This window comes from Paenibacillus sp. YSY-4.3 (assembly GCF_054767475.1).
Genome location: NZ_BAABMC010000007.1, coordinates 76,367 through 97,312, shown reverse-complemented (window position 1 = coordinate 97,312; position 20,946 = coordinate 76,367). Strand labels below are relative to the sequence as shown.

The following is a 20,946-nucleotide window of genomic DNA, read 5'->3' as shown; positions in this document are numbered from 1 at the left end:
ACTGTTAAAAATTGCAGACGTGTGCATAAACTCACCACACCATATCGGGAGGATGAATTGTATGAAGAAGAAAGTTAGTTTTTTTCTCGCCCTATCGTTAGTGATGACGCTATTTGGAGCACTCCATGCATCCGCGGCGTCCATTACGGTAGACTCTACAATTATCGTTAAGGCAGGAACGACGTTTGACGGTAAAGGCCAAACCTATGTTGCCAACCCGAAAACCTTAGGCGATGGCAGCCAGGCTGAGGATCAGAAGCCGATTTTCCGATTGGAAGCGAATGCCACGCTGACGAACGTTATTATTGGGGCACCAGGCGCTGACGGAGTTCACTGTTACGGAAACTGCAACATCAATAACGTAACATGGGCGGATGTAGGTGAAGATGCACTTACACTCAAATCTTCTGGAACCGTTAACATTAATGGTGGAGGCGCTTACAAGGCGTACGACAAAGTATTTCAAATCAATGCAGCAGGAACGATCAACATTAAGAATTTCAAAGCGAATGACATCGGCAAGCTTGTGCGGCAAAATGGCGGTACCACTTTCAAAGTTGTGATGAACGTAGACAACTGCGATATTTCCAAGGTAAAAGATTCGATTCTGCGTACAGATAGCAGTACATCAACCGGGAAAATCACGAATACGAGATATTCTAGTGTTCCTACCTTATTTAAAGGCTTCGCATCCGGCAATACAAGCCAATCCGGCAATACGCAATATTAATAATTAAGGCTATTACGGCCTGCGAATGACATGCACTTATTGTCATTCGCAGGTCTTTTATATATTGTAAAAATATTAGTGTTGACCTTCACGCTGCGTAAAGGTGTACAGTGAAGTTGTCAGGAGGTGATTCCATGGAATATACCGTACAGAAGCTGGCCCAGCTGGCCGGAGTCAGCACGAGAACGCTTCGCTACTATGACGAGATTGATATTCTTAAGCCGGCAAGAATCAACTCGTCCGGTTACCGGATATACGGCCAAGCCGAAGTAGACCTGCTGCAGCAAGTTTTGTTCTATCGCGAGCTGGGAATTTCGCTGGAGCAAATCAAAGCGATCGTAACCTCACCCGGGTTTAACAGCGTATTGGCACTAAAGCAGCACCGGGAGCAACTCCTTGACAGAAGAAAGCAATTGGATGTCCTTATCGGAAATGTGGATAAGACGATTGCTATGCATGAAGGGAGAATAAGCATGACGGATAAAGAGAAATTTGAAGGGTTCAAACAGCGATTGATCGACGATAACGAGCAGAAATACGGCAGGGAAATCCGTGAAAAATACGGGGATGAAAAGGTTGACCAGTCCAACTTGAAATTGCGTGGGATGACGGAAGAGCAATATGAAAAAATGACGCGCTTAGAGGAGGAGCTTATGCGTACGCTGGCCGAAGCATATAAGACCGGCGACCCGGCAAGCGAGATCGCTCAGCGGGTGGCGGATCTGCATAAGCAGTGGCTGTGCTATTCTTGGAAGGAATACAGCGCAGAAGCCCATGCAGGTCTGGCGCAGATGTACGTGGACGATGATAGGTTCACCGCTTATTATGATGCGGAACAGCCCGGTACGGCCCAGTTCCTTCGCGATGCAATCCTCATATATACGAGAAATTGATTCATCCCCACGGGAAGCGGGTAATAACGAACAAGTGGGAAGTGGTCATAATCAATGAACAGACGGAACGACAGAATCCTGTATTCCGAAAGGTAGTTGATTCACCATGTACTCTCTCAAAAGAAAGAGAAAATCGATTCTGCGTCGATTGTTCTCTGGCAAGGCACCCTAGCTATTGGAAGGCGGCAGCACTATAAATGGTAGCCCACAGAGGGCAGCACCATGATTGGTTGCGCCAATAATTGAATATGATTTGAAGCCACCGCTTCCCACGTTTAAAGACTCTGCGCCCTTGGCGCGGGGTCTTTTTTACTTTATCGGACGTTGAGTATGCAATTATCAGTTTTCCTAATCAAAGATATAAGATCATTCTAATTGACCGTCTGCGCGCGCTATGATAAATTTTATTAAATGATAAATTAGATAGTAATACTAGGAATTAATTTAAATTCTATGTATGCTGCGTGAGGTGGATATTGTTGGAACTACAAGTGAGTAACAGCCCATTCAGTCAAGAGCAGTCGGAATTGCTCAATCGTCTTCTTCCTACGCTGAACGATCATCAGCGTATTTGGCTAAGCGGATACCTAACCGCGTTGCAGGGAGCCGGTGCGCTAAACGCTGCAGCTACGCTCGTTCAGGCGGTTGCGGCCCAAGAACCGGCCATTTCCAAGGAAGTGACCGTGCTTTACGGCTCGCAGACGGGGAACAGTCATAATCTGGCTGGGAAACTGTCGAAGAAGCTGGAGGAACAGAGCTTCCAGGTCACTTTGGCGTCGATGAGCGATTTTAAACCGAATACACTTAAGAAAATTGAGAACCTATTTATCGTCGTAAGCACGCATGGCGAGGGAGAGCCGCCGGACAGCGCCATTGCCTTCTATGAATTCCTTCATAGCAAGCGGGCTCCGAAGCTTGAGGGACTTCGCTATTCTGTACTTGCGCTAGGCGACACATCCTATGAATTTTTCTGCCAGACGGGGAAAGATTTCGATAAACGCCTGGAGGAGCTAGGCGGCGAGCGGATTTCTCCGCGCGTGGATTGCGATGTGGATTTCGATGAATCCGCCACGGAATGGATCGGGAATGTCCTCGAAGCGCTCGGTAAGCTGTCGGCTTCCGGTGCTTCAGTTAGCAGCGCGGCTCCTGCGGCCGCAAGCAGCGGCACGGAGTCCGAATATTCCAGAAGCAACCCGTTCTCTGCGGAAGTGCTGGAGAATCTGAACCTGAACGGCCGGGGCTCAGATCGGGAGACACGTCATATTGAACTATCGCTGGAAGGCTCCAATCTTCAGTATGAACCAGGAGACAGTTTGGGCATTTATCCCCAAAATCACCCGCAGCTGGTAGAGGATCTGATCACGGTTATGGGTTGGAACGGCGAGGAAACGATTACCGTAAATAAGAATGGTGAACAGCGGACGCTTCGGGATGCGCTGAGCCGTTATTATGAAATTTCGGTGCTGACTAAACCTCTGCTGGAGCAAGCCGCACAGCTAAGCACAAGTGCAGAGCTGAAGCAGCTGTTTGAAGCAGGGCGCGAACAGGAGCTGCGGGCCTACCTGGCTGAACGCGATCTGCTCGACCTGGTAACGGATCACTCTTTTGCCGGGGTAAGCGCCAGCCAGTTCGTTTCGATTCTGCGGAAAATTCCTGCGCGCCTGTACTCCATCGCCAGCAGCTCCAAAGCTTATCCGGACGAGGTGCATCTCACCGTTCGCACTGTCCGTTATGAAGCGCATGGCCGCAACCGTTACGGGGTCTGCTCGGTTCAGCTCGCGGAGCGGATAGAGCCGGGAGATGCTTTGCCGGTATTCATTCAGCATAACCCCAGCTTTAAGCTGCCGGAGAATCCCGACACGCCGATCATAATGGTCGGGCCGGGAACGGGGGTCGCACCTTTCCGGGCTTTTCTCGGCGAACGGGAAGAGTCGGGTGCGGAAGGAAAGTCCTGGCTGTTCTATGGAGATCAACATTTTTCAACGGACTTCCTGTATCAGGTGGAGTGGCAGCGCTGGCTGAAAGATGGCGTGCTGACCCGCATGGATGTTGCGTTCTCCCGGGATACCGACAAGAAGGTCTACGTCCAGCACCGGATGCTCGAGAAGAGCAAAGAGGTTTACGAGTGGCTGCAGGAAGGCGCAGTAGTGTATGTATGCGGGGACGAGAAAAAGATGGCCCATGACGTGCATGCCGCCTTGGCTGCTATTCTAGAACAAGAGGGCGGTCTTAGCCCAGAGGAAGCTGCGGAGTATTTGACGCGGATGCAGCAGGAGAAACGTTATCAACGGGATGTGTATTAAGCGAGGAATCCTGAAGATTACGAGAGGAGAATTGCCAATATGTCAGACAACAATTTATTGTCGCCGAACAGCGCGCCGCATAGCGACGTTGAAGATATCAAAATAAGAAGTAATTATTTGCGCGGAAGCCTTGAAGAGACGCTTCAAGATCAGATCACCGGCTCCATACCGGAAGACGATAACCGATTGATGAAATTCCACGGCAGTTATATGCAGGATGATCGGGACTTGCGGAACGAGCGTCAGAAGCAGAAGCTGGAGCCAGCCTATCAGTTCATGCTGCGGGTGCGCGCGGCAGGCGGCGTCGTTACGCCGGAGCAATGGCTCATGATGGACAGTGTGTCGCAAAAGTACGCGAATGGAACGATCCGGTTGACGACGCGGCAATCGTTCCAGCTTCATGGGGTCATCAAGTGGAACTTGAAGAACACCATTCAGGAAGTGAATGAAGCGATGCTAAGCACTTTAGCCGCTTGTGGCGACGTGAACCGCAACGTCATGTGCAACCCTAATCCGTACCAATCGGAAATCCATTCCGAGGTATATCACTGGGCCAGCAAAGTAAGCGACCATCTTGATCCGCAAACGAAAGCTTACCATGAAATTTGGCTGGACGGCGAGAAGGTTATTGACAGCAATGATGCTCAAGTCGAACAAGAGCCTATTTATGGACGCGTCTACTTGCCGCGGAAGTTTAAAATCGGCTTGGCAGTGCCTCCGTCGAACGATGTCGATGTTTTCTCGCAGGATTTGGGATTTATTGCGATAATTGAGGACGGACAATTAAAAGGCTTCAACGTCACGGTGGGCGGCGGTATGGGAATGACCCACGGAGATGTGAAGACGTATCCGCAGGTATCTAAAGTAATCGGCTTCTGCTTGCCAGAGCAAATTATTGATGTGGCGGAGAAGACAGTCACCATCCAGCGGGATTACGGAGACCGCTCCGTTCGGAAGCATGCACGCTTCAAGTATACAATCGATGACCGCGGTATCGATTGGTTTGTCCAGGAACTGACGACTCGCCTGGGATGGAGCTTGGAGGAGGCAAGGCCTTTTCACTTTGAGCATAACGGCGATCGTTACGGATGGGAGAAGGGCAGCAACAACAAATGGCATTTTACGCTCTTTATTCAGAACGGAAGAATCAAGGATGAAGAGGATTATAAGCTTATGACGGGCCTGCGGGAAATTGCCAAAGTCCATACCGGTGATTTCCGGCTTACGCCGAATCAGAACCTGGTCATCGCCAACGTCAGCAGCCAGAAGAAGAAAAAAATCGAGGGCCTGATTCAGGAATATGGCCTTACTGACGGCTTGCATTATTCCGCGCTGCGGAGAAACTCCATGGCCTGCGTGTCGTTCCCGACTTGCGGCCTCGCCATGGCCGAGTCTGAACGATACCTGCCGGCATTGCTCGACAAAATAGAGCCAATGCTGGAGGGGGCTGGCCTGCAGGAGGAGGACATCGTCATCCGGATGACGGGCTGCCCGAACGGCTGTGCCAGACCAATGCTCGCTGAGATCGCCTTTATTGGCAAAGCGCCGGGCAAGTACAATATGTACCTTGGCGGCGGCTTCTCCGGGAACCGGTTGAATAAATTGTACAAGGAAAATATCGGCGAGGCTGAAATTTTGGAATCCTTGCAGCCGATCATTACCCAGTACGCTAATGATCGCCAAGAAGGCGAGCATTTTGGAGACTTCGTAATTCGTGCCGGATACGTGCAAGAAGTAACCGATGGCCAGAATTTCCACGCTTAAACATAGCTTAGTTGAACACAGCGTCTCACTGCAAAGTGAGGCGCTCTTTGTTTTTTTGTCTTAAAAAGTTAATTATTGACATGAAAATAATATTATGTCATTATTGTGTCAATATTGAATCTATCAAATGAAAAATCGAATAGTAGGGGGCCATTTATGAAAATCAAAGATATGATGTATGTGGCTTTATTTGCCGCAGTCATGGCTGTTTTAGGATTATTGCCTCCTATTCCGCTCCCGTTCATCCCGGTGCCGATTACTGCTCAAACGTTGGGAGTCATGTTGGCCGGCAGTATTTTAGGCGCTAGATTAGGAGGTTTAAGTTTACTCATCTTCACGATGATCGTCCTCGCAGGAGCGCCTCTATTGTCCGGTGGAAGAGGAGGCTTGGCCGTCCTGGCAAGTCCAACCGGAGGTTACTTCCTAAGCTGGCCGATCGCCGCATTTGTGATCGGATATCTGGTGCAACGCATAGGAACGCGCATCAACCTCTGGAAACTGATACTCGTCAATGTGGTTGGCGGAATATTAATCATCTATGCTATTGGAATCCCCTACATGTCCTTCATGACAGATGTACCGCTCGGGAAAGCGATCATCGGCAACGTCACCTTCATCCCTGGCGATTTGCTCAAAGTCGTAGTGTCTTCACTGATCGCGATCCGAATGCTAAAGGTAAGTCCTGCTTTGCTCCACGAGGCAAACAGCCGCTCACATAAAGCTTAATTCTCCTACCAATGCGAATGAAACGTAAGGTTTGCCTACACCCGGCAAACCTTTTTTCAACGAAACATTTCCAGCGTACTATTAACATTATTTGGAGGTCATGCCATGATTCAGTTTACGGGCGTCTCATTCCAGTATCCCCGGCAGGGACGCGTTCTTAGCGATATCTCCTTGGCTGTTCCATCCGGGGAATATTTGATTATCGTAGGAACGAATGGCACTGGGAAATCCACCGCAGCCAAGCTGATCAACGGGTTGCTTTTGCCTACCGAGGGCGAGGTCCGGTATAAGGATTACCGCACCAGTAATGAACAGGAGCTGGAAATGATACGCCAAAAAATCGGGATGGTCTTCCAGAATCCCGAAAATCAAATCGTTGCTTCTACTGTGTATGAAGATGTTGCTTTCGGTCTGCAGAATCTATGCATGTCCCCGGAGGAGATTGCAATGAAAGTTAGGCTCGTACTAGAAAGCGTAGGCATGCTGAATTACATCTATGCTGATGTCGATTCTTTATCGGGCGGTCAGAAACAGAGAATAGCGATTGCTGGCATTCTGGCTGTAGAGCCGGAAGTGATTATTTTCGATGAATCTACTTCAATGCTCGATCCCGAAGGCAAAGAACAGGTACTTGGCTTGATCAGGGAGCTGAACCGGAAGGGGATCACGATCATTTCGATCACCCATGATATGGAGGAGCTGGCCGAAGCCTCAAGAATGATCGTGTTGGATCGAGGCCGTATCCGGTACGACGGCCCGCCGGCCAGATTATTCGAGGAAGACTATCGGTCGATTCCTGGTTTGGCGGCCCCCTTTGCCGTAAATGTAAGGGATGCTTTGCGAAGCAAAGGGATTCCGCTCCCGCGCACCCTATTTTGTATGGAAGATTTGGTGGATGGTTTATGGAAATTACATTAAGAGACGTATTTTTCTCCTATAACGCCGGAACGCCGCTGGAGAACGAAGTGCTGCGAGAACTCAATTTGACGCTGGAAGCCAATAAAATCACCGCTGTCGTAGGGAGGACGGGCTCTGGTAAATCCACCTTCGTCCAACATCTCAATGGGCTGCTGTATCCGACGCGGGGCAACATCCGTGTTGGCGACGCAACCATCAGGAGCGATAGCAAAAGAAAGCCCGTTCTCTTTGATAAAGTGGGTATCGTATTTCAAATGCCGGAGCATCAGCTGTTTGAGGATACCGTCCTCAAGGACATCTCTTTTGGACCTAACCATTTAGGCTGGCCGCAGGAACTGATCCGAACCAAGGCGCTGGAGGCACTTAGGCTGGTCGGTCTGGATGAATCCTTCGGGGATAGATCGCCTTTTGAGCTGAGCGGCGGGGAAAAGAGAAGAGCTGCAATTGCCGGAGTATTGGTGATGGAGCCTTCCGTATTGATTCTGGATGAGCCAACGGTCGGCCTGGATGCTGAGGGAAAACAGTCGCTCATGGAGCTGTTTCTAAGCTGGCGCAAGGAGAAGCAGCGTACACTCGTCATCGTTACCCATGACATGGATCTATTGGCCGAATATACCGAAGAGGTCATCGTTTTCGAAAGCGGTACAGTTAAGATGAAAACAGATCCGCAAACGCTCTTTACGCATTATCGGCAGGAAATAGAGGCATTAGGACTAAAGCTTCCGATGGCGCTGGCGCTCGTCGAGCAGCTAAATGCCAAGCTTGATACCCCCATTAGGGTTGAATCCGTTAAGAAGGAAGCGATTCTGGCGCAGCTTGCCGATCATTTTCTGATTGCCAGCGGTAAAGGAGGGATTTGAAGCATGGCCTTGTCCCAGCAATTGATATTTGGTCAGTATATCGAAAAAAAATCGATAATCCATAAGCTTGATCCTCGGACCAAGCTGCTGATCGTTATGTTCTTCATGATATCGGCGCTTTTCCTCACGACGCTTGTCTCTTACGCCATGCTGGCATTTATGGTCGCAGCTGCGATTGCCATATCTAAGATCCCAGTCTCCTACATTATTAAAGGATTAAAGCCGATATGGCTGATCGTGATCATCACGTCGGTCTTCCATATTTTCTTAACGCAGGGCGGGGAGGTGCTGTTCCAAATCGGCCCCTTGTCCTTCTACGAGCAAGGCGTACTGAAGGCGATTATGATTACTGTACGCATCGTTTTGCTGTTAGCCATGGCGACCTTGTTGACCTTAACGACGAAGCTGAGCGATTTAACCAGCGCCATCGAAACGCTGCTGTCACCGCTGCGTAGGATAGGAGTGCCGACCCAGGAAATCGCCATGATGATGACTTTAACGATTCGCTTTATTCCGATTCTCTTGCAGGAAACCGACAAAATCATGAAAGCTCAAAGAGCCAGGGGCGTCAACTTCTCTTCCGGCAATGTTGTCAAAAGATTGCTGAATTTTATCCCGATCATCGTACCCGTCCTGATGCTGGCGTTCCAGAAAGCCGAAAGCGCCTCGCAGGCCATCGAAGCCCGAGGGTACCGCCCGGGGATGCAGCGCACACAGTTAAGAACGCTTGTTTTGCAGGCCATTGACTATAAGGCGATGCTCCTGTGTGGATTATTATTGACCGTGCTGATCGCACTAAGATTGTGAGGATGAACGATGCGAATAAATCCAGGCCATTTTGAAGAATACCGCGACCTCATTGCCGTATCCGTTGGCAGCAAGTCCCCGGATGTTTGGTTAAAGAACGCTGCTTATCTAAATGTTTACACGGGACAAGTAGAGAGGGGTCATATTTACATTTCCGGCAAACGTATTGCCTACGTCGGGGAGAAGGAACTTGCGGCATCGCCGAATACGCAAATCGTTGAGCTGGAGCAGGGGCAAATCATTGTTCCCGGTTATATTGAACCCCATGCGCATCCCTGCCAAATGTACAATCCGTTCGCATGGGGCGTTAGCCAGCTCCGCCATGGGACGGTGTTATCGATCAACGATAACTTGTCGCTGCTTATGCTCCTAGGCGTACGGGCCATTCCATTTATAGAGGAATTAGACCGCATCAGCACCCATATGTTTTTGTGGTGGTGCAATTTTGATCAAGTGCAGGCTGGAGATCGCAGTATGCTCCGGGCATGGCTTGCTCATCCGCTCGTTATTCAAGGCGGCGAATTTACGGAATGGTTCAAGCTTCTTCAGGGCGATGAAGAGATGCTGGAACGACTGTATATGTTAAAGGGCGGACCCTCAGTGCGGGTAGAAGGGCATCTGCCAGGTGTCTCCCATGAGAAAATCAGCGGGATCGCTGCGGCTGGAATCGGAGCGGATCACGAGTCTCTAAATGCTGAGGACGTGTTGAAGAGATTAAGGATTGGGCTGTATGTCAGCCTGAGATACTCCTCCATACGCCCGGACCTGCCGGATATTTTGGCTGGGCTAGCAGGCGATCCGCGCTTTAATTTGAACCGCATCATGCTTACGAGCGACGGCCCTTCTCCGCATTTCACGGAGGAGCATAGCACTCCCCGTATGATCAAGCTATGCATGGAAGCCGGCCTATCCGCAGTGGACGCCTACAGGCTGGCTACCCTGAATCCGGCGACGTACTACGGCCTCGATGAAGACCTGGGCGGGATTGCCCCTGGCAAGCTTGCCAGCTTCAACGTTCTGCGCTCGCTGAACGAGCCGGCTCCCCTCCATGTCATGCAGCAGGGGAAGTGGTGCATCTGGAACGGGGTTGACCTGCATCCAGCCGATGAAGCTTCAATCGCAAGCTGGCTCTATTCCTGTTTCCCCACCCGAAGAGTGCACGCCAGGCTGACCCCGCAACAGATCCGTGTACAGGGCAATATTGGCATTGAGCTCAGCAATGATGTCATTACGAAGCCATATGAATTTGTGGCCAATGCGCCGCTTGAGGATGAGGAGAGCCTCATCACGCTGCTCGACTCCAAAGGGGAGTGGGCACTTCACACCCGCATAAAAGGCTTTGCTTCCGGGATAACAGCGCTCGCCAGCACCTACAGCGCTTCCGGCGATACTTTGCTGATCGGCAGGAACGAAACGGTCATGTGCGAGATGCTGCAAGAGCTGAATGAGCGTGGCGATGGGATACTAGCTTGCTTTGCAAACGGTAAGCAGTTGCATATCCCCCTTCCGTTAGGCGGCGCGATGAGCGCCGGAAATATGGAAGAGATCAGCAAATCCCTTGGTTTCTTTGCGCGCCTGATGCAGGAGCACGGATACCGGTATCGCGATCCCGCCTATACGCTGCTTTTTCTGACTGCTTCCCATCTGCCTAATATTCGCATGTCCGCCAAAGGACTGTATCTGGTTAAAACGGGGCAAGTGGTAGCCAATACTGAACGCCTGGATATTTGTTAAACGTCTTTACCAAACATTCCGTAGGGAAGGTGTGATCCTTATGCTGATTACGGATGCCGTGCGAGCGCACGCCGCCAGAAACCCGGAGAAAACCGCGCTTGTCGTCGATCACCGTCGGTTGACGTATGAGGAGCTTGATGACGCCATTAATGAGGCGGCTTGCGAACTGATGACCTTTGAGAATAGCTTTACTTCAGATGGGCCTGCGATCGTCGGTTTTTTGCTGCATAACAGCGTGGAGTTCGTGCAATATTTTTTGGCTGCGGCCCAGCTTGGGTTATGCTCGGCGTTATTCGATCCTAAATGGGCTGATGCGAATATCGAAGCGATTATACAGGAGTGCAGGCCAGCCATTTTGATCGTTGGCATTGATTTGCTGCCTCGTATAGCAAGTATCCCTAATTCCACGAATATAATCGTTATCGACAGCGAATCCGCAGCGCAGGAATTTACGGATCATAACCGCAAAGGCAGTCCAACTGCCGCCGAAGCTAGGCAGCGGTATTCCCTTACTTCAAAGCCAGACAGCATATTCTATATGGGTTTTACTTCAGGAACAACCGGTACGCCGAAAGGATTCCTCCGCGCTCAGCACTCATGGATGGAGAGTTTCGCTCAAGCCAAAGAGGCGTTTGGCTTAAGCGAAGCCGATCATGTTCTTGGTACCGGGCCGCTCGTGCACTCCTTGACGATCTACGCGGCGATTCAAACCCTGTACCTTGGCGGAACTTTCTATCTCTCGCGAAAATTCAACGCCGAACAGGCGGTGGCCATGCTGGGAGCCTGTCCCATAACCCATATTTATCTCGTTCCTACGATATTTGAAGCGCTATACCATACTGCGGTCTCGCATACCCCCGTTTTTGCTGCACCCTATGTAAAATCGCTAATTACGACGGGAGACAAGTGGACGCCGGAATCGAAGCGAAAAGCGGGTGAGGTTTTTCCTCAGGCAGGCATCTATGAATTCTATGGCGCTTCCGAGCTCAGCTTCGTCACGGTGCTGGACCCGATAGGCAATCAGTCTAGACCGGACTCAATCGGCAAACCGTTTAACGGAGTTGAGGTGTCCATTCGCAAGCCTGACGGCACGGAATCCGGTGTAGGTGAAGTGGGACAGGTCTATATCAGAAGCGGCATGATATTCTCCGGTTACTTCAATAATGAAGACGAAACGAAGCAAGTCATCCATGGAGAGTGGGCCACGGTAGGGGACCTAGCGATGAAGGATTCGGAAGGCTTCCTCTATATGGTGGGCAGAAGCAACAATATGATCATCAGCGGAGGGCTTAACATTTACCCCGAAGAGATTGAGAAGGCTCTGCTGTCGTTGGATGAAATCGAGGAAGCCGTTATTGCCGGCTTGCCTGATGCCTATTGGGGGCAAAAGGTCGTTGCAATCGTTAAAGCGAAACAAGGCGCGGTGATCAGTGATCAGGAGATCATGGCATGCTGCCGCAAGCGGCTGGCCAGCTACAAATGTCCGAAGGCAATTCTGCGAGTGGATTCCTTCCCTTACACGAACAGCGGTAAAATATCGCGCGCATCAGTCAATGAGTGGCTGGCTGGAAAGGTGGTGTGAGCATGTCGATTCCCGTGATCGTAGCTGCAAAGCGAACGGCCATTGGCAAATATGGGGGGATGTTCAAGGAGATTCCGCCGGAGATTCTGGCTGCCGAGGTGATTCGAGCCATTCTCGACGAAACTTCCGTGGGATCCGGGGATGTCGATGACGTGATCCTCGGCAATGTCGTTGGCCCCGGCGGCAATATCGCCAGATTATCGGCATTGACTGCCGGACTCCCGGTAGAGGTTCCTGGGGTTACGGTCGATCGGCAATGCGGCTCAGGTCTCGAAGCGATTAATCTAGCGGCGCGGCTGATTCAGGCTGGAGCGGGAGAGATTTATTTGGCGGGCGGCGTAGAGAGCACGAGTCGTGCACCATGGAAGATCGAGAAGCCTCTTTCTTTATACGGCAGAGAATTTCCTGCCATTATGGGCCGCGCACGATTCTCGCCCGATTTTATCGGTGATCCGGGCATGGGCAAGGCCGCGAACAATGTCGCAGGTATGTACGGAATCACCAGGGAGCAACAGGATATATATGCCCTTCATAGTCAAAGGAAGGCCGTGGACTCGATCCGCAGAGGGCGCTTTCAGGGCGAAATTATGCCGATCACCGTTACGGTAGACGGGGAAGCAAAAATTATCGATACCGATGAGTGTCCGCGTCCAGGCACGACGCTCGAGAAGCTCGCGGCTTTGCCGCCCGCATTCGATGCCGAGGGCACAGTAACGGCGGGCAACGCTTGTCCAGTTAACGATGGTGCAGCCATCGTCTTGATGATGTCATTGAAGAAAGCCAGATCACTTGGTTTGCGGCCTGTTATGAAATTCGTCGATTCGACTGCTGCCGGAGTTGATCCGAATTATTTGGGGATCGGTCCGGTACCCGCGGTAAACAAGCTGCTCGCAAAAAGCAGCCTAACGGTAAGAGATATCGATATCGTGGAATTCAACGAAGCTTTCGCCTCGCAGGTGCTGGCTTCTCTGCAGCAGCTGAACATCCCGGAGGAAGTCGTCAATGTCGGCGGCGGGGCTATCGCGCTTGGCCATCCTTACGGAGCCTCCGGGGCGATTCTCGTTACGCGCCTGTATAGCGAAATGCGGAGCTTGAACGCCGCAACAGGCATTACGACGCTGGGTATCGGCGGCGGAATGGGGCTAGCGACGTTATGGGAGAAAGTCGAATAAGAAGGGAAAAGGAGGCGACCGCATTGCAGCTTGATCAGCAAACCGCAGTGATTACTGGCTCCAGCCGCGGTATCGGCAGGGCCATCGCGTTAAGAATGGCAGATAAAGGCGCCCGGGTGGTCGTCAATGGCACCGATGCAAGCCGCGTTAACGAGGTTGTTCAGGAAATTCGCCAAAATGGCGGCGTCGCAATCGGCATCGCCGAATCGGTCTCTACGATGGAGGGGGGAGCCCGGATCATCTCCGAGGCTAAGGCGAATTTCGGCCAAGTCGATATTCTGGTGAACAACGCCGGAATTATCCGCGATAGAATGGCTCATAAGCTTAGCGAAGAAGATTGGGATGCTGTGATCGGCACCCATTTGAGAGGGGCTTTTTCCTGCATTCGGGCCGCATTGCCTGGCATGAGGGAGAGAAGGCAAGGTTGCATCATTAATATGACTTCGACAGCGGGCTTAACAGGAACGGCTGGGCAGCTTAACTACAGCGCGGCCAAAGCCGGCTTGCTTGGCATGACGTGGACGCTGGCGCTGGAGCTCCAGAATTATGGAATCAGCGTCAACGCCATAGCACCGGCGGCTTTGACGGACATGACCGCTCCGTATATTGAGCGGGCTAGGCGGGATGCGGAGGCAGCCGGGCATAGCCCCCCTGATTATTGGCGGGTAGGAACGCCCGAAGAAGCGGCCGAGCTGGCGGTGGCGCTAAGCCTGCCGCAAAGCCGGGGAATTAGCGGCGAAATATTTACCGTTAACGGCTGCGATATTGGATTGTGGGCACGTCCCAAGCATGAAATGCTGGCCTCGCGCACTTCTGGACAATGGGAGGCTAGCGAAATTGCCGCCGAACTATTGACCAAATCTTCGAATTGATCAAGCTATGGAGGAATGCCTTGTTGAAGAAGAAACGAATATTTATCGGCATGATGGCCGGAATGGGCAGAATCAACCGCTGTTTGCCCATCGCGATCAAGCTGCGGGACATGGGGCATGAGGTCGCTTTTACGATTTGGGGCAATGCGGGCGCAGCTATGGAGAAGCTCGGCTTTGAAGCCATTCCGATTCCGCCTATTCCGGAGCCGAAGGGCCAGGCGTTTGATCCCGATTTTGCGAACTTCCACCATTTCTTGGCTATGATGGGCTATGCCGATCCGGTATATATGAAGAACGAACTTGAAACCAGGTTAGGCGTAACGTCGGCCTTCAAACCGGATCTTGTGCTGACAGATTCCAGTTTGTCGGCCGCTTTCATCGCCCGCAAGCTCGGAGTTCCGCTCGTTTCCATCCACCAAGCCTGCTCTCTCCCCGGAGGCATGCCATTTACCACTCATGCAGCGGCAAGTCAGGTAAAGTTCGATGCCGATGAGGCCAGTAATACTGTTACTGCGGCGCTAAACGAAACGCTTGTTTTGCACGGGCTGGACCAGAGCGATAACGTCCTGACTTTTCTGGCCGGTGATTTAGCGATTGTGCCGAGCATCCCTGAATTTGATCCCGTAAATCCGCAGGCCCTCACTGTCCCGCTGGAATATGTCGGACCCATCGTCTGGAGGGATGACAGTACGGCAGGCCTGCCGCCATCCTGGCTGGCAGAGGAGCGGACCCTGGCCGGGAAGAGACGCGTATTTGTGTATACGAGCAGGCTCGTGGAATGGGGTGTCGAGAGCGGCGGACATATTTTTAGGGAAGTGATCAATGCACTGGGCCATACCTCCACGGAAATATTGATCGCTACGGGCTTTAATCCGCTGGAGGGAGATCAGCGGAAAATTCCCCCGAACGTAAGTTTTGCGACTTACGTATCCGGGGTTATGGCAGCAGAGCGAAGCGACATCATGATACACCATGGCGGTCACGGTAGCTGCATGACTACGCTGCTGACAGGCACGCCTTCTTTGATGATCCCTACCTGGGCGGAAAGGGAGTTCAATGCCCGGCAGCTGCAGAATATCGGCGGCGGCTGCATGATCCGCCCAGATGAGGTGACGGGCCGGTGGCTTGCGGACATCGTAGAAACGATGCTCAGCGGCGGTGCTTTGGGGCAGGGGCAAACGTTGAGAGACAGCATTGCTACCCGGCATTACGGGGGCGCAGAGCGCGCTGCCGCCTTGATCAACGGACTGCTATAGCCATAGCGCAGATTGGTACCTTATAAAAAGGAGTTTCCGGGGCTGCGGGCCGAGAAAGGAGGATTCTATGAAGGCTAGCATCGTCATACTGGCCTATAACCAGCAAGAAATTATCGAGGTCTGCCTGACATCCTTATCCCGTCAAAGTCTACAGGAGGGGGACAGCTTCGAGGTCGTACTCGTCGATAACGGGTCAACGGATGGCACAGAGGAATTGATCCATCAACTGGCGGTTAATTACCCGCTAATATATCGATATATTCCCAGCACGGCGCAATCGAGCAGAGCTGTTTCCCGGAATCAGGGCATCGTAAGCGCCAGCGGCGATATCGTTATTTTCCTGGATGGGGATCAAATTCCCGGACCGGGGTTTGTCGCTGAGCATTTGCGCGTTCATAAATACGCAGACGACAAGCTCGTCATCGGCTTTAGAAGGTATATGGAGCAAGGAGCGATCGCCGGAGGGCGGGGAAAAACGCTCTTTGACGAAGGCAGATTGCCGCCCTTCGAGGAAGATGAACGATTTTGGCTGATGGAACAGTTCTCCGAAAATGCGGGGGCATTGCGTACGGCCTGGCACTTGTTCTTCAGCTGTAATATATCGGTCAGAAGGGAAAGCCTGATCGGTGCCGGTATGTTTAGTGACGGCTTCCAGGGCTGGGGACTGGAGGACAGCGAGCTGGGCTACAGGCTGGAGCAGTCGGGCGGGATGTTTATTTTCAACAAAAACGCTCTTGTCTACCATGTGCATCATCCTTCCGAATTCAATGAAGCACGTTACACTGGCTGGCTGGCGAATTTGCAGCATTTCATCTCCCGCCACCCATCCTTTGAAGTAGAGGCGCAAAAAATTCTGGCGGAATTCTTCAATCCGGAAATCAGGATTTCCTGGTGGGACTGCTATGTGCGGTTCGAAAATGTCGTACGGGCCTATCAGGGGTATGAGGGGAGTCGTTACCCCGTCAGCATTATCGTGGTTTATAAGCATAGCGCCGAAGCTGTCGATGCCATTACTGCCGAAGCCGTAAGCAGGGAAGTCGCCGTAATCGACATGACCGTGTTATCCGATCTCGATCTCATATGCCAGTCGATCAGGCAAGCTTATGATGTGCTTTACTATAAGCACCCCACAGAGAGGCAGCTTGTCGAGCTTTACCGCATTTTTGCAGCACGAGGAATTGGGAGACAGCAGGTGTTCGAGTGAATCTCGATCGCTTCAATATCGGATCATATTCATAAGGAGCTGAAGAGAAGCATGAATTTTGAACTGACCGAAGAGCAAAAGCATATTCAACGCACTGTACGCAAATTTGTCGCCGATGAGCTGATTCCTTTGGAGCGCCAGCTGCTTCTCAATGAGCGCGAGGGGATCAGCCGGGAGCAGCTCAGATCGCTTCAGAACAAAGCTAGAGGCCTCGGGCTTTGGGGCATTGAAACGCCGGAAAGATATGGGGGAGCCAATCTGGGAACGATCACAAGCGCCATCGTAAAAATAGAGCTGGGCCGTACCTGCGTTCCTTTCGTGCTGGGCGGAGAGGCTGATAACATCCTGTTTATGTGCAATGAGAAGCAGATGGAACGGTACCTGTACCCGGTCATTTCCGGAGAAAGGCAGTCCTGCTTTGCGCTTACCGAGCGAGCAGCCGGTTCGGATGCAAGCAATATTCAAATGTCGGCCAAGCGGACGGTCGGCGGATGGATTTTGAATGGCGAGAAGGCCTTTATTACGAACGGAAACGAAGCAGATTTTGCGATCGTCTTTGCCGTGACGAATCCATCATTCGGTAAGCATAAAGGAATTTCCTGTTTTCTTGTCGATCGGGAAATGGGCTGGACGTCGGAACCGATTCTGACGATGGGCGGAGATAAAAGCCCTTCCTTGCTGATGTTTGATCATGTGCTCGTTCCGGATGAGAATGTGCTTGGCGAAGTGGACCACGGTTTAACAATGGCTATGCAGTGGATCAGCAGAGGACGCTGGGTCGTACCGGCCATCGCGGTCGGGGCATCGGAAAGGCTGCTGCAAATGGCGATCGATTATGCGAACGAAAGGGTGACCTTTGGCGAAACGCTGGCCTCTAGGCAGAGTATTCAGTGGATGATAGCCGATTCCGCCGTTGAGGTCGAGGCGCTGAAATGGCTTGTCCTGCATACGGCATGGCGGGTGGAGAAACAGCTCGATGCGCGCCATCATGCCTCCATGTCGAAGCTGTACGGCGCGGGCGTCGCCAACCAAGTCGTCGACAGGGTGCTGCAAATCTACGGCGGCATGGGCTATTCCAAAGATCTGCCGATCGAGCGCTGGTACCGGGAGATGAGAGTATGGCGTATCTATGAGGGCACGGATGAAATCCAGCGGCTCATTATTGCGCGAAATCTGTTGAAAGGGAATGTGGAAATCGGCCATTGGGATTAGACGAATACATAGACGGCCGAACCACTGTATGCCAATATTCGCTGCGAGTTGCCGCTCGAATGTGCAGTGGCGGCGTATAGATGCGATTCTGAATTCGATGAATCGGGCTGGGGCCGAACGATAAACACTTCCAGCAGGCAATAGACTCCCGGATTATTTCGGGCCGCTGCTTCTTCGGAGGAAGAGGCACCTTTGTCCGCACACTGAGAGGTGACTACGGATTGGACAATGACCTTGGAGAATACGGTATCGCCTTCCACAATAGGAATACGAAAGCGGCACTCTAGGCTCCTAAGTGTCATATGACCGGTTTGCAGCTCTTGCAGCAGATTTCCGACCATGCCTAATACGAGCATGCCATGTGCTACCCGGCCGGGCAGTCCGAATTCCAAGGCTTTCTGCAAATCCAAGTGGATGGCATTGTGATCGCCCGAAGCAGCGGCATAAGCGATGAGCATGTCTTCGGTTATCGTGCCGAGGCAGGCGTCGATCAGCACCGCTCCCGGAATGAGAAGGCTCTTCTTATCCCATAGGCCGTACAGCTCGGGAGGCGAAATGCGTCCGGCAGTCATGGATCTAACAAGGTTGGTATGTGACTGTGAATGGGATTTGGACTTCGGCTGTGGACTTGGCCTTGGCTGATCCAGCAGGAGAAGGGTTGTATTCGCCTGCAATATCGTTTCGGCGTGCGCATTCTTGACATCCATCACGCAGTCCAGCAACTGCATTTTCCCTTGGGAGCCCTTCGTTTCCCGAATGCTTGCCAGGTGAATTTGCCAGATGATCTTCTCATTGTATAGAAAAGTCCGAAAATAATGCAGCGTCTGTTGGCCGTGAATGATGGTTTTGCCATCATGATCGCCTGGCAGCCAGGGCAACTTTACATCCTGCCACAGCGTGATAGGGTAAGTCACAGGAATGCGGGAGGCATCAGAACGAAAGACTTCGGGAAAGCCCTGCAGAAACGTGCTGATTCGTTCCTTTGTTATCGTTGAATGCTGCGGCAATGTTGCGGCTTGCTGCCAATTGTGATCCATCGTAGACATTACCTCCGTCTTAGCACGAGAAAAATACTCAAGCAATTAACTTACATAAAATTCCTCATCCATAATATTACCGATGATTTCAAGCTGCTGCAATATATATAGGTCAAACCTGGTTCCCTAATGAACCGGGTTTGTTTTGTTTCTTCATAAAAACAATTAATAATACAGATAAACCAAGAGAAAACACGAAAACAAAATAAAATAAATTATAAAATAAACAAAAACAAATATAAAACAAGATATTATTATGTATTTTTGTTGACTTTTATGGTATTTTGGGATTAGGATGATGACATACCTTATTTTATTAAGGAGATGGGTATGGAATGAATAACTATATTGCCGTGGATATCGGCGCCTCGAGCGGCCGCCTTGTGAGGGGAACCCTTCATCAGCAGGAGCGGAGGATCGAGCTGCAGGAAATTCATCGCTTCAACAACTTTTTTACCGAGACAGAAGGACATCATTATTGGGACATCGATTATTTATTCGCGGAAATCGTGAAAGGACTCCAGAAAGCCAAGAAGGAGGGGATAGATGCCTGCACGCTCGGCATTGATACATGGGCTGTCGACTATGTGCTTCTTGACGAAAATGGTAAGCGTATTCATGAGGTGTATGCTTATCGGGACGGCAGGACAAAGGATGCTCCGGATCGGCTGCACAGAACGATTAGCAGAGCCGAGGTGTACAGCAGGACGGGAATTCAAGAGCTGCCCTTCAACACGCTGTATCAGCTGTATGTTCATGACAGTAAGCAGCTTTCCCGGGCTGCCAAAATCGCAATGGTGCCGGATTATCTCTATTACCGCCTAGGCGGAAAACTCATGAATGAGTACACGAATGCTTCGACGATGCAGCTTCTGAATTTGGCGGCTGGAGATTTTGACGAGGAACTGCTGGGGCTGCTGGGACTGCGCCGCGATCAGTTCGCGAAGCTTATGGAGCCAGGTGCGAAGTTGGGGAGTATCTCCCCCGAGCTGCAGCGGCAGTATGATTTGCCCGATTGTGAGCTCATTGTTGCTCCGACCCATGATACGGCCTCGGCTATCGCCGGGGTTCCGGCCGAGCCGCATACAACATGGGCATACATCAGCAGCGGGACATGGTCTTTGCTGGGAGTAGAGCGCGGGACTCCGTTGAACACTGTAGAGGCCATGAACGCAAACTACACGAATGAATGGGGCGCTTACGGCACGTATCGTTTTCTCAAAAATATTATGGGACTCTGGATGATCCAGGAGGTGCGCCGGGAGACGCAGGACGCTTATAGCTTTGCCGAGCTGGCGGAGCTGGCGATGCGGGAAAAGCCGTTTCAGCACTTGGTTCCTTGCAATGATCAGCGGTTCTTAAACCCCCGCAGCATGACGGAGGAAATTCGGGCTTGCTGCCGGGAGACGGGGCAGTCAGAGCCGGATACGATCGGCAAGCTGGCGCGCTGCATCTTCGATAGCCTGGCTCTGACATATAAGGACAGCATCCAAGAACTGCAGAAACTAACGGAACAGCACATCGATACACTGCATATTGTCGGCGGAGGAGCCAATAACGAGCTGCTTTGCCAGTTGAGCGCAGATATGGCGCAAATCGAGGTCATAGCCGGTCCATCGGAGGCGACCGCTCTAGGCAACATCGCCGTCCAGATGATCAGCTCGGGACAATTGCAGGGGCTGGAAGAAGCTCGGGGCATCATCGGCAATTCTGTTCCACTGAAGAGATACGAGCCTCGGCCTATTCATGACTTGGAAGGGCTGGAAGGCATGGACGATGCCGTGGCACGCTGGGAGCAAATCAAAGCGAGATTGGTTTAGCTTCACTGAATATATATTCATGCAATTATCTTAAAACTTCAAACAATCGGAGGTTA

At 51.5% G+C, this 20,946-nt stretch carries 17 protein-coding genes; 16 read left to right on the top strand and 1 reads right to left on the bottom strand.

What is annotated here, in order from left to right:
* Window positions 1-61: 61 nt before the first annotated feature.
* From ACYUJT_RS20095 to ACYUJT_RS20025, 15 genes are all read left to right on the top strand, one after another.
* Window positions 62-730 carry a pectate lyase gene (locus ACYUJT_RS20095; RefSeq protein WP_460325578.1) on the top strand — a complete coding sequence of 223 codons (669 nt, stop codon included), beginning with the start codon at window positions 62-64 and terminating at the stop codon, window positions 728-730.
* A 134-nt stretch (window positions 731-864) separates the two neighbouring features.
* A complete protein-coding gene (locus tag ACYUJT_RS20090; RefSeq protein WP_460325576.1) occupies window positions 865-1,623 on the top strand; it encodes a MerR family transcriptional regulator in 759 nt (252 codons plus the stop codon).
* A 479-nt stretch (window positions 1,624-2,102) separates the two neighbouring features.
* On the top strand, window positions 2,103-3,926 hold the full coding sequence (locus ACYUJT_RS20085) for an assimilatory sulfite reductase (NADPH) flavoprotein subunit (protein ID WP_460325574.1): 1,824 nt from the start codon (window positions 2,103-2,105) through the stop codon (window positions 3,924-3,926).
* Between the two features lie 39 nt (window positions 3,927-3,965).
* Complete coding sequence (cysI, locus tag ACYUJT_RS20080) at window positions 3,966-5,690, top strand: assimilatory sulfite reductase (NADPH) hemoprotein subunit (RefSeq protein ID WP_460325572.1); 1,725 nt, start codon at window positions 3,966-3,968, stop codon at window positions 5,688-5,690.
* A gap of 156 nt (window positions 5,691-5,846) precedes the next feature.
* Window positions 5,847-6,416 carry a biotin transporter BioY gene (locus ACYUJT_RS20075; RefSeq protein ID WP_460325570.1) on the top strand — a complete coding sequence of 190 codons (570 nt, stop codon included), beginning with the start codon at window positions 5,847-5,849 and terminating at the stop codon, window positions 6,414-6,416.
* A gap of 105 nt (window positions 6,417-6,521) precedes the next feature.
* Window positions 6,522-7,334 (top strand): energy-coupling factor transporter ATPase, encoded by an 813-nt coding sequence (locus tag ACYUJT_RS20070; RefSeq protein WP_460325568.1) that lies wholly within the window; start codon window positions 6,522-6,524, stop codon window positions 7,332-7,334.
* Complete coding sequence (locus ACYUJT_RS20065; protein WP_460325566.1) at window positions 7,319-8,194, top strand: ATP-binding cassette domain-containing protein; 876 nt, start codon at window positions 7,319-7,321, stop codon at window positions 8,192-8,194. Before ACYUJT_RS20070 ends, ACYUJT_RS20065 begins: the two co-directional genes overlap by 16 nt.
* Window positions 8,195-8,197: 3 nt before the next feature.
* The gene (locus tag ACYUJT_RS20060) at window positions 8,198-9,001 is read left to right on the top strand and encodes an energy-coupling factor transporter transmembrane component T family protein (RefSeq protein WP_460325563.1); all 804 of its coding nucleotides are present in this window, start codon (window positions 8,198-8,200) and stop codon (window positions 8,999-9,001) included.
* A gap of 9 nt (window positions 9,002-9,010) precedes the next feature.
* A complete protein-coding gene (locus tag ACYUJT_RS20055) occupies window positions 9,011-10,735 on the top strand; it encodes an adenine deaminase C-terminal domain-containing protein (RefSeq protein WP_460325561.1) in 1,725 nt (574 codons plus the stop codon).
* Window positions 10,736-10,775: 40 nt separating this feature from the next.
* Window positions 10,776-12,317 (top strand): AMP-binding protein, encoded by a 1,542-nt coding sequence (locus ACYUJT_RS20050; RefSeq protein WP_460325559.1) that lies wholly within the window; start codon window positions 10,776-10,778, stop codon window positions 12,315-12,317.
* A 2-nt stretch (window positions 12,318-12,319) separates the two neighbouring features.
* The gene (locus ACYUJT_RS20045; RefSeq protein WP_460325557.1) at window positions 12,320-13,489 is read left to right on the top strand and encodes a thiolase family protein; all 1,170 of its coding nucleotides are present in this window, start codon (window positions 12,320-12,322) and stop codon (window positions 13,487-13,489) included.
* A gap of 23 nt (window positions 13,490-13,512) precedes the next feature.
* Window positions 13,513-14,361, top strand: coding sequence for an SDR family NAD(P)-dependent oxidoreductase (locus ACYUJT_RS20040; protein WP_460325555.1), 849 nt, complete (start codon window positions 13,513-13,515; stop codon window positions 14,359-14,361).
* A 23-nt stretch (window positions 14,362-14,384) separates the two neighbouring features.
* Window positions 14,385-15,617, top strand: coding sequence for a glycosyltransferase (locus ACYUJT_RS20035; RefSeq protein WP_460325553.1), 1,233 nt, complete (start codon window positions 14,385-14,387; stop codon window positions 15,615-15,617).
* 67 nt (window positions 15,618-15,684) lie between these two features.
* Window positions 15,685-16,821: a glycosyltransferase gene (locus ACYUJT_RS20030; protein WP_460325551.1), complete on the top strand. Its 1,137-nt coding sequence runs from the start codon at window positions 15,685-15,687 to the stop codon at window positions 16,819-16,821.
* 51 nt (window positions 16,822-16,872) lie between these two features.
* Window positions 16,873-18,033, top strand: coding sequence for an acyl-CoA dehydrogenase family protein (locus ACYUJT_RS20025; protein WP_460325549.1), 1,161 nt, complete (start codon window positions 16,873-16,875; stop codon window positions 18,031-18,033).
* Here the strand turns inward: ACYUJT_RS20025 and ACYUJT_RS20020 are convergent.
* On the bottom strand, window positions 18,030-19,070 hold the full coding sequence (locus ACYUJT_RS20020) for a MaoC family dehydratase (RefSeq protein ID WP_460325547.1): 1,041 nt from the start codon (window positions 19,068-19,070) through the stop codon (window positions 18,030-18,032). The two genes, ACYUJT_RS20025 and ACYUJT_RS20020, sit on opposite strands and share 4 nt — an antisense overlap.
* A 335-nt stretch (window positions 19,071-19,405) precedes the next feature.
* Between ACYUJT_RS20020 and rhaB the strand changes: the two genes are divergently transcribed.
* Window positions 19,406-20,890 carry a rhamnulokinase gene (gene rhaB, locus ACYUJT_RS20015; protein ID WP_460325545.1) on the top strand — a complete coding sequence of 495 codons (1,485 nt, stop codon included), beginning with the start codon at window positions 19,406-19,408 and terminating at the stop codon, window positions 20,888-20,890.
* Window positions 20,891-20,946 lie beyond the last annotated feature (56 nt).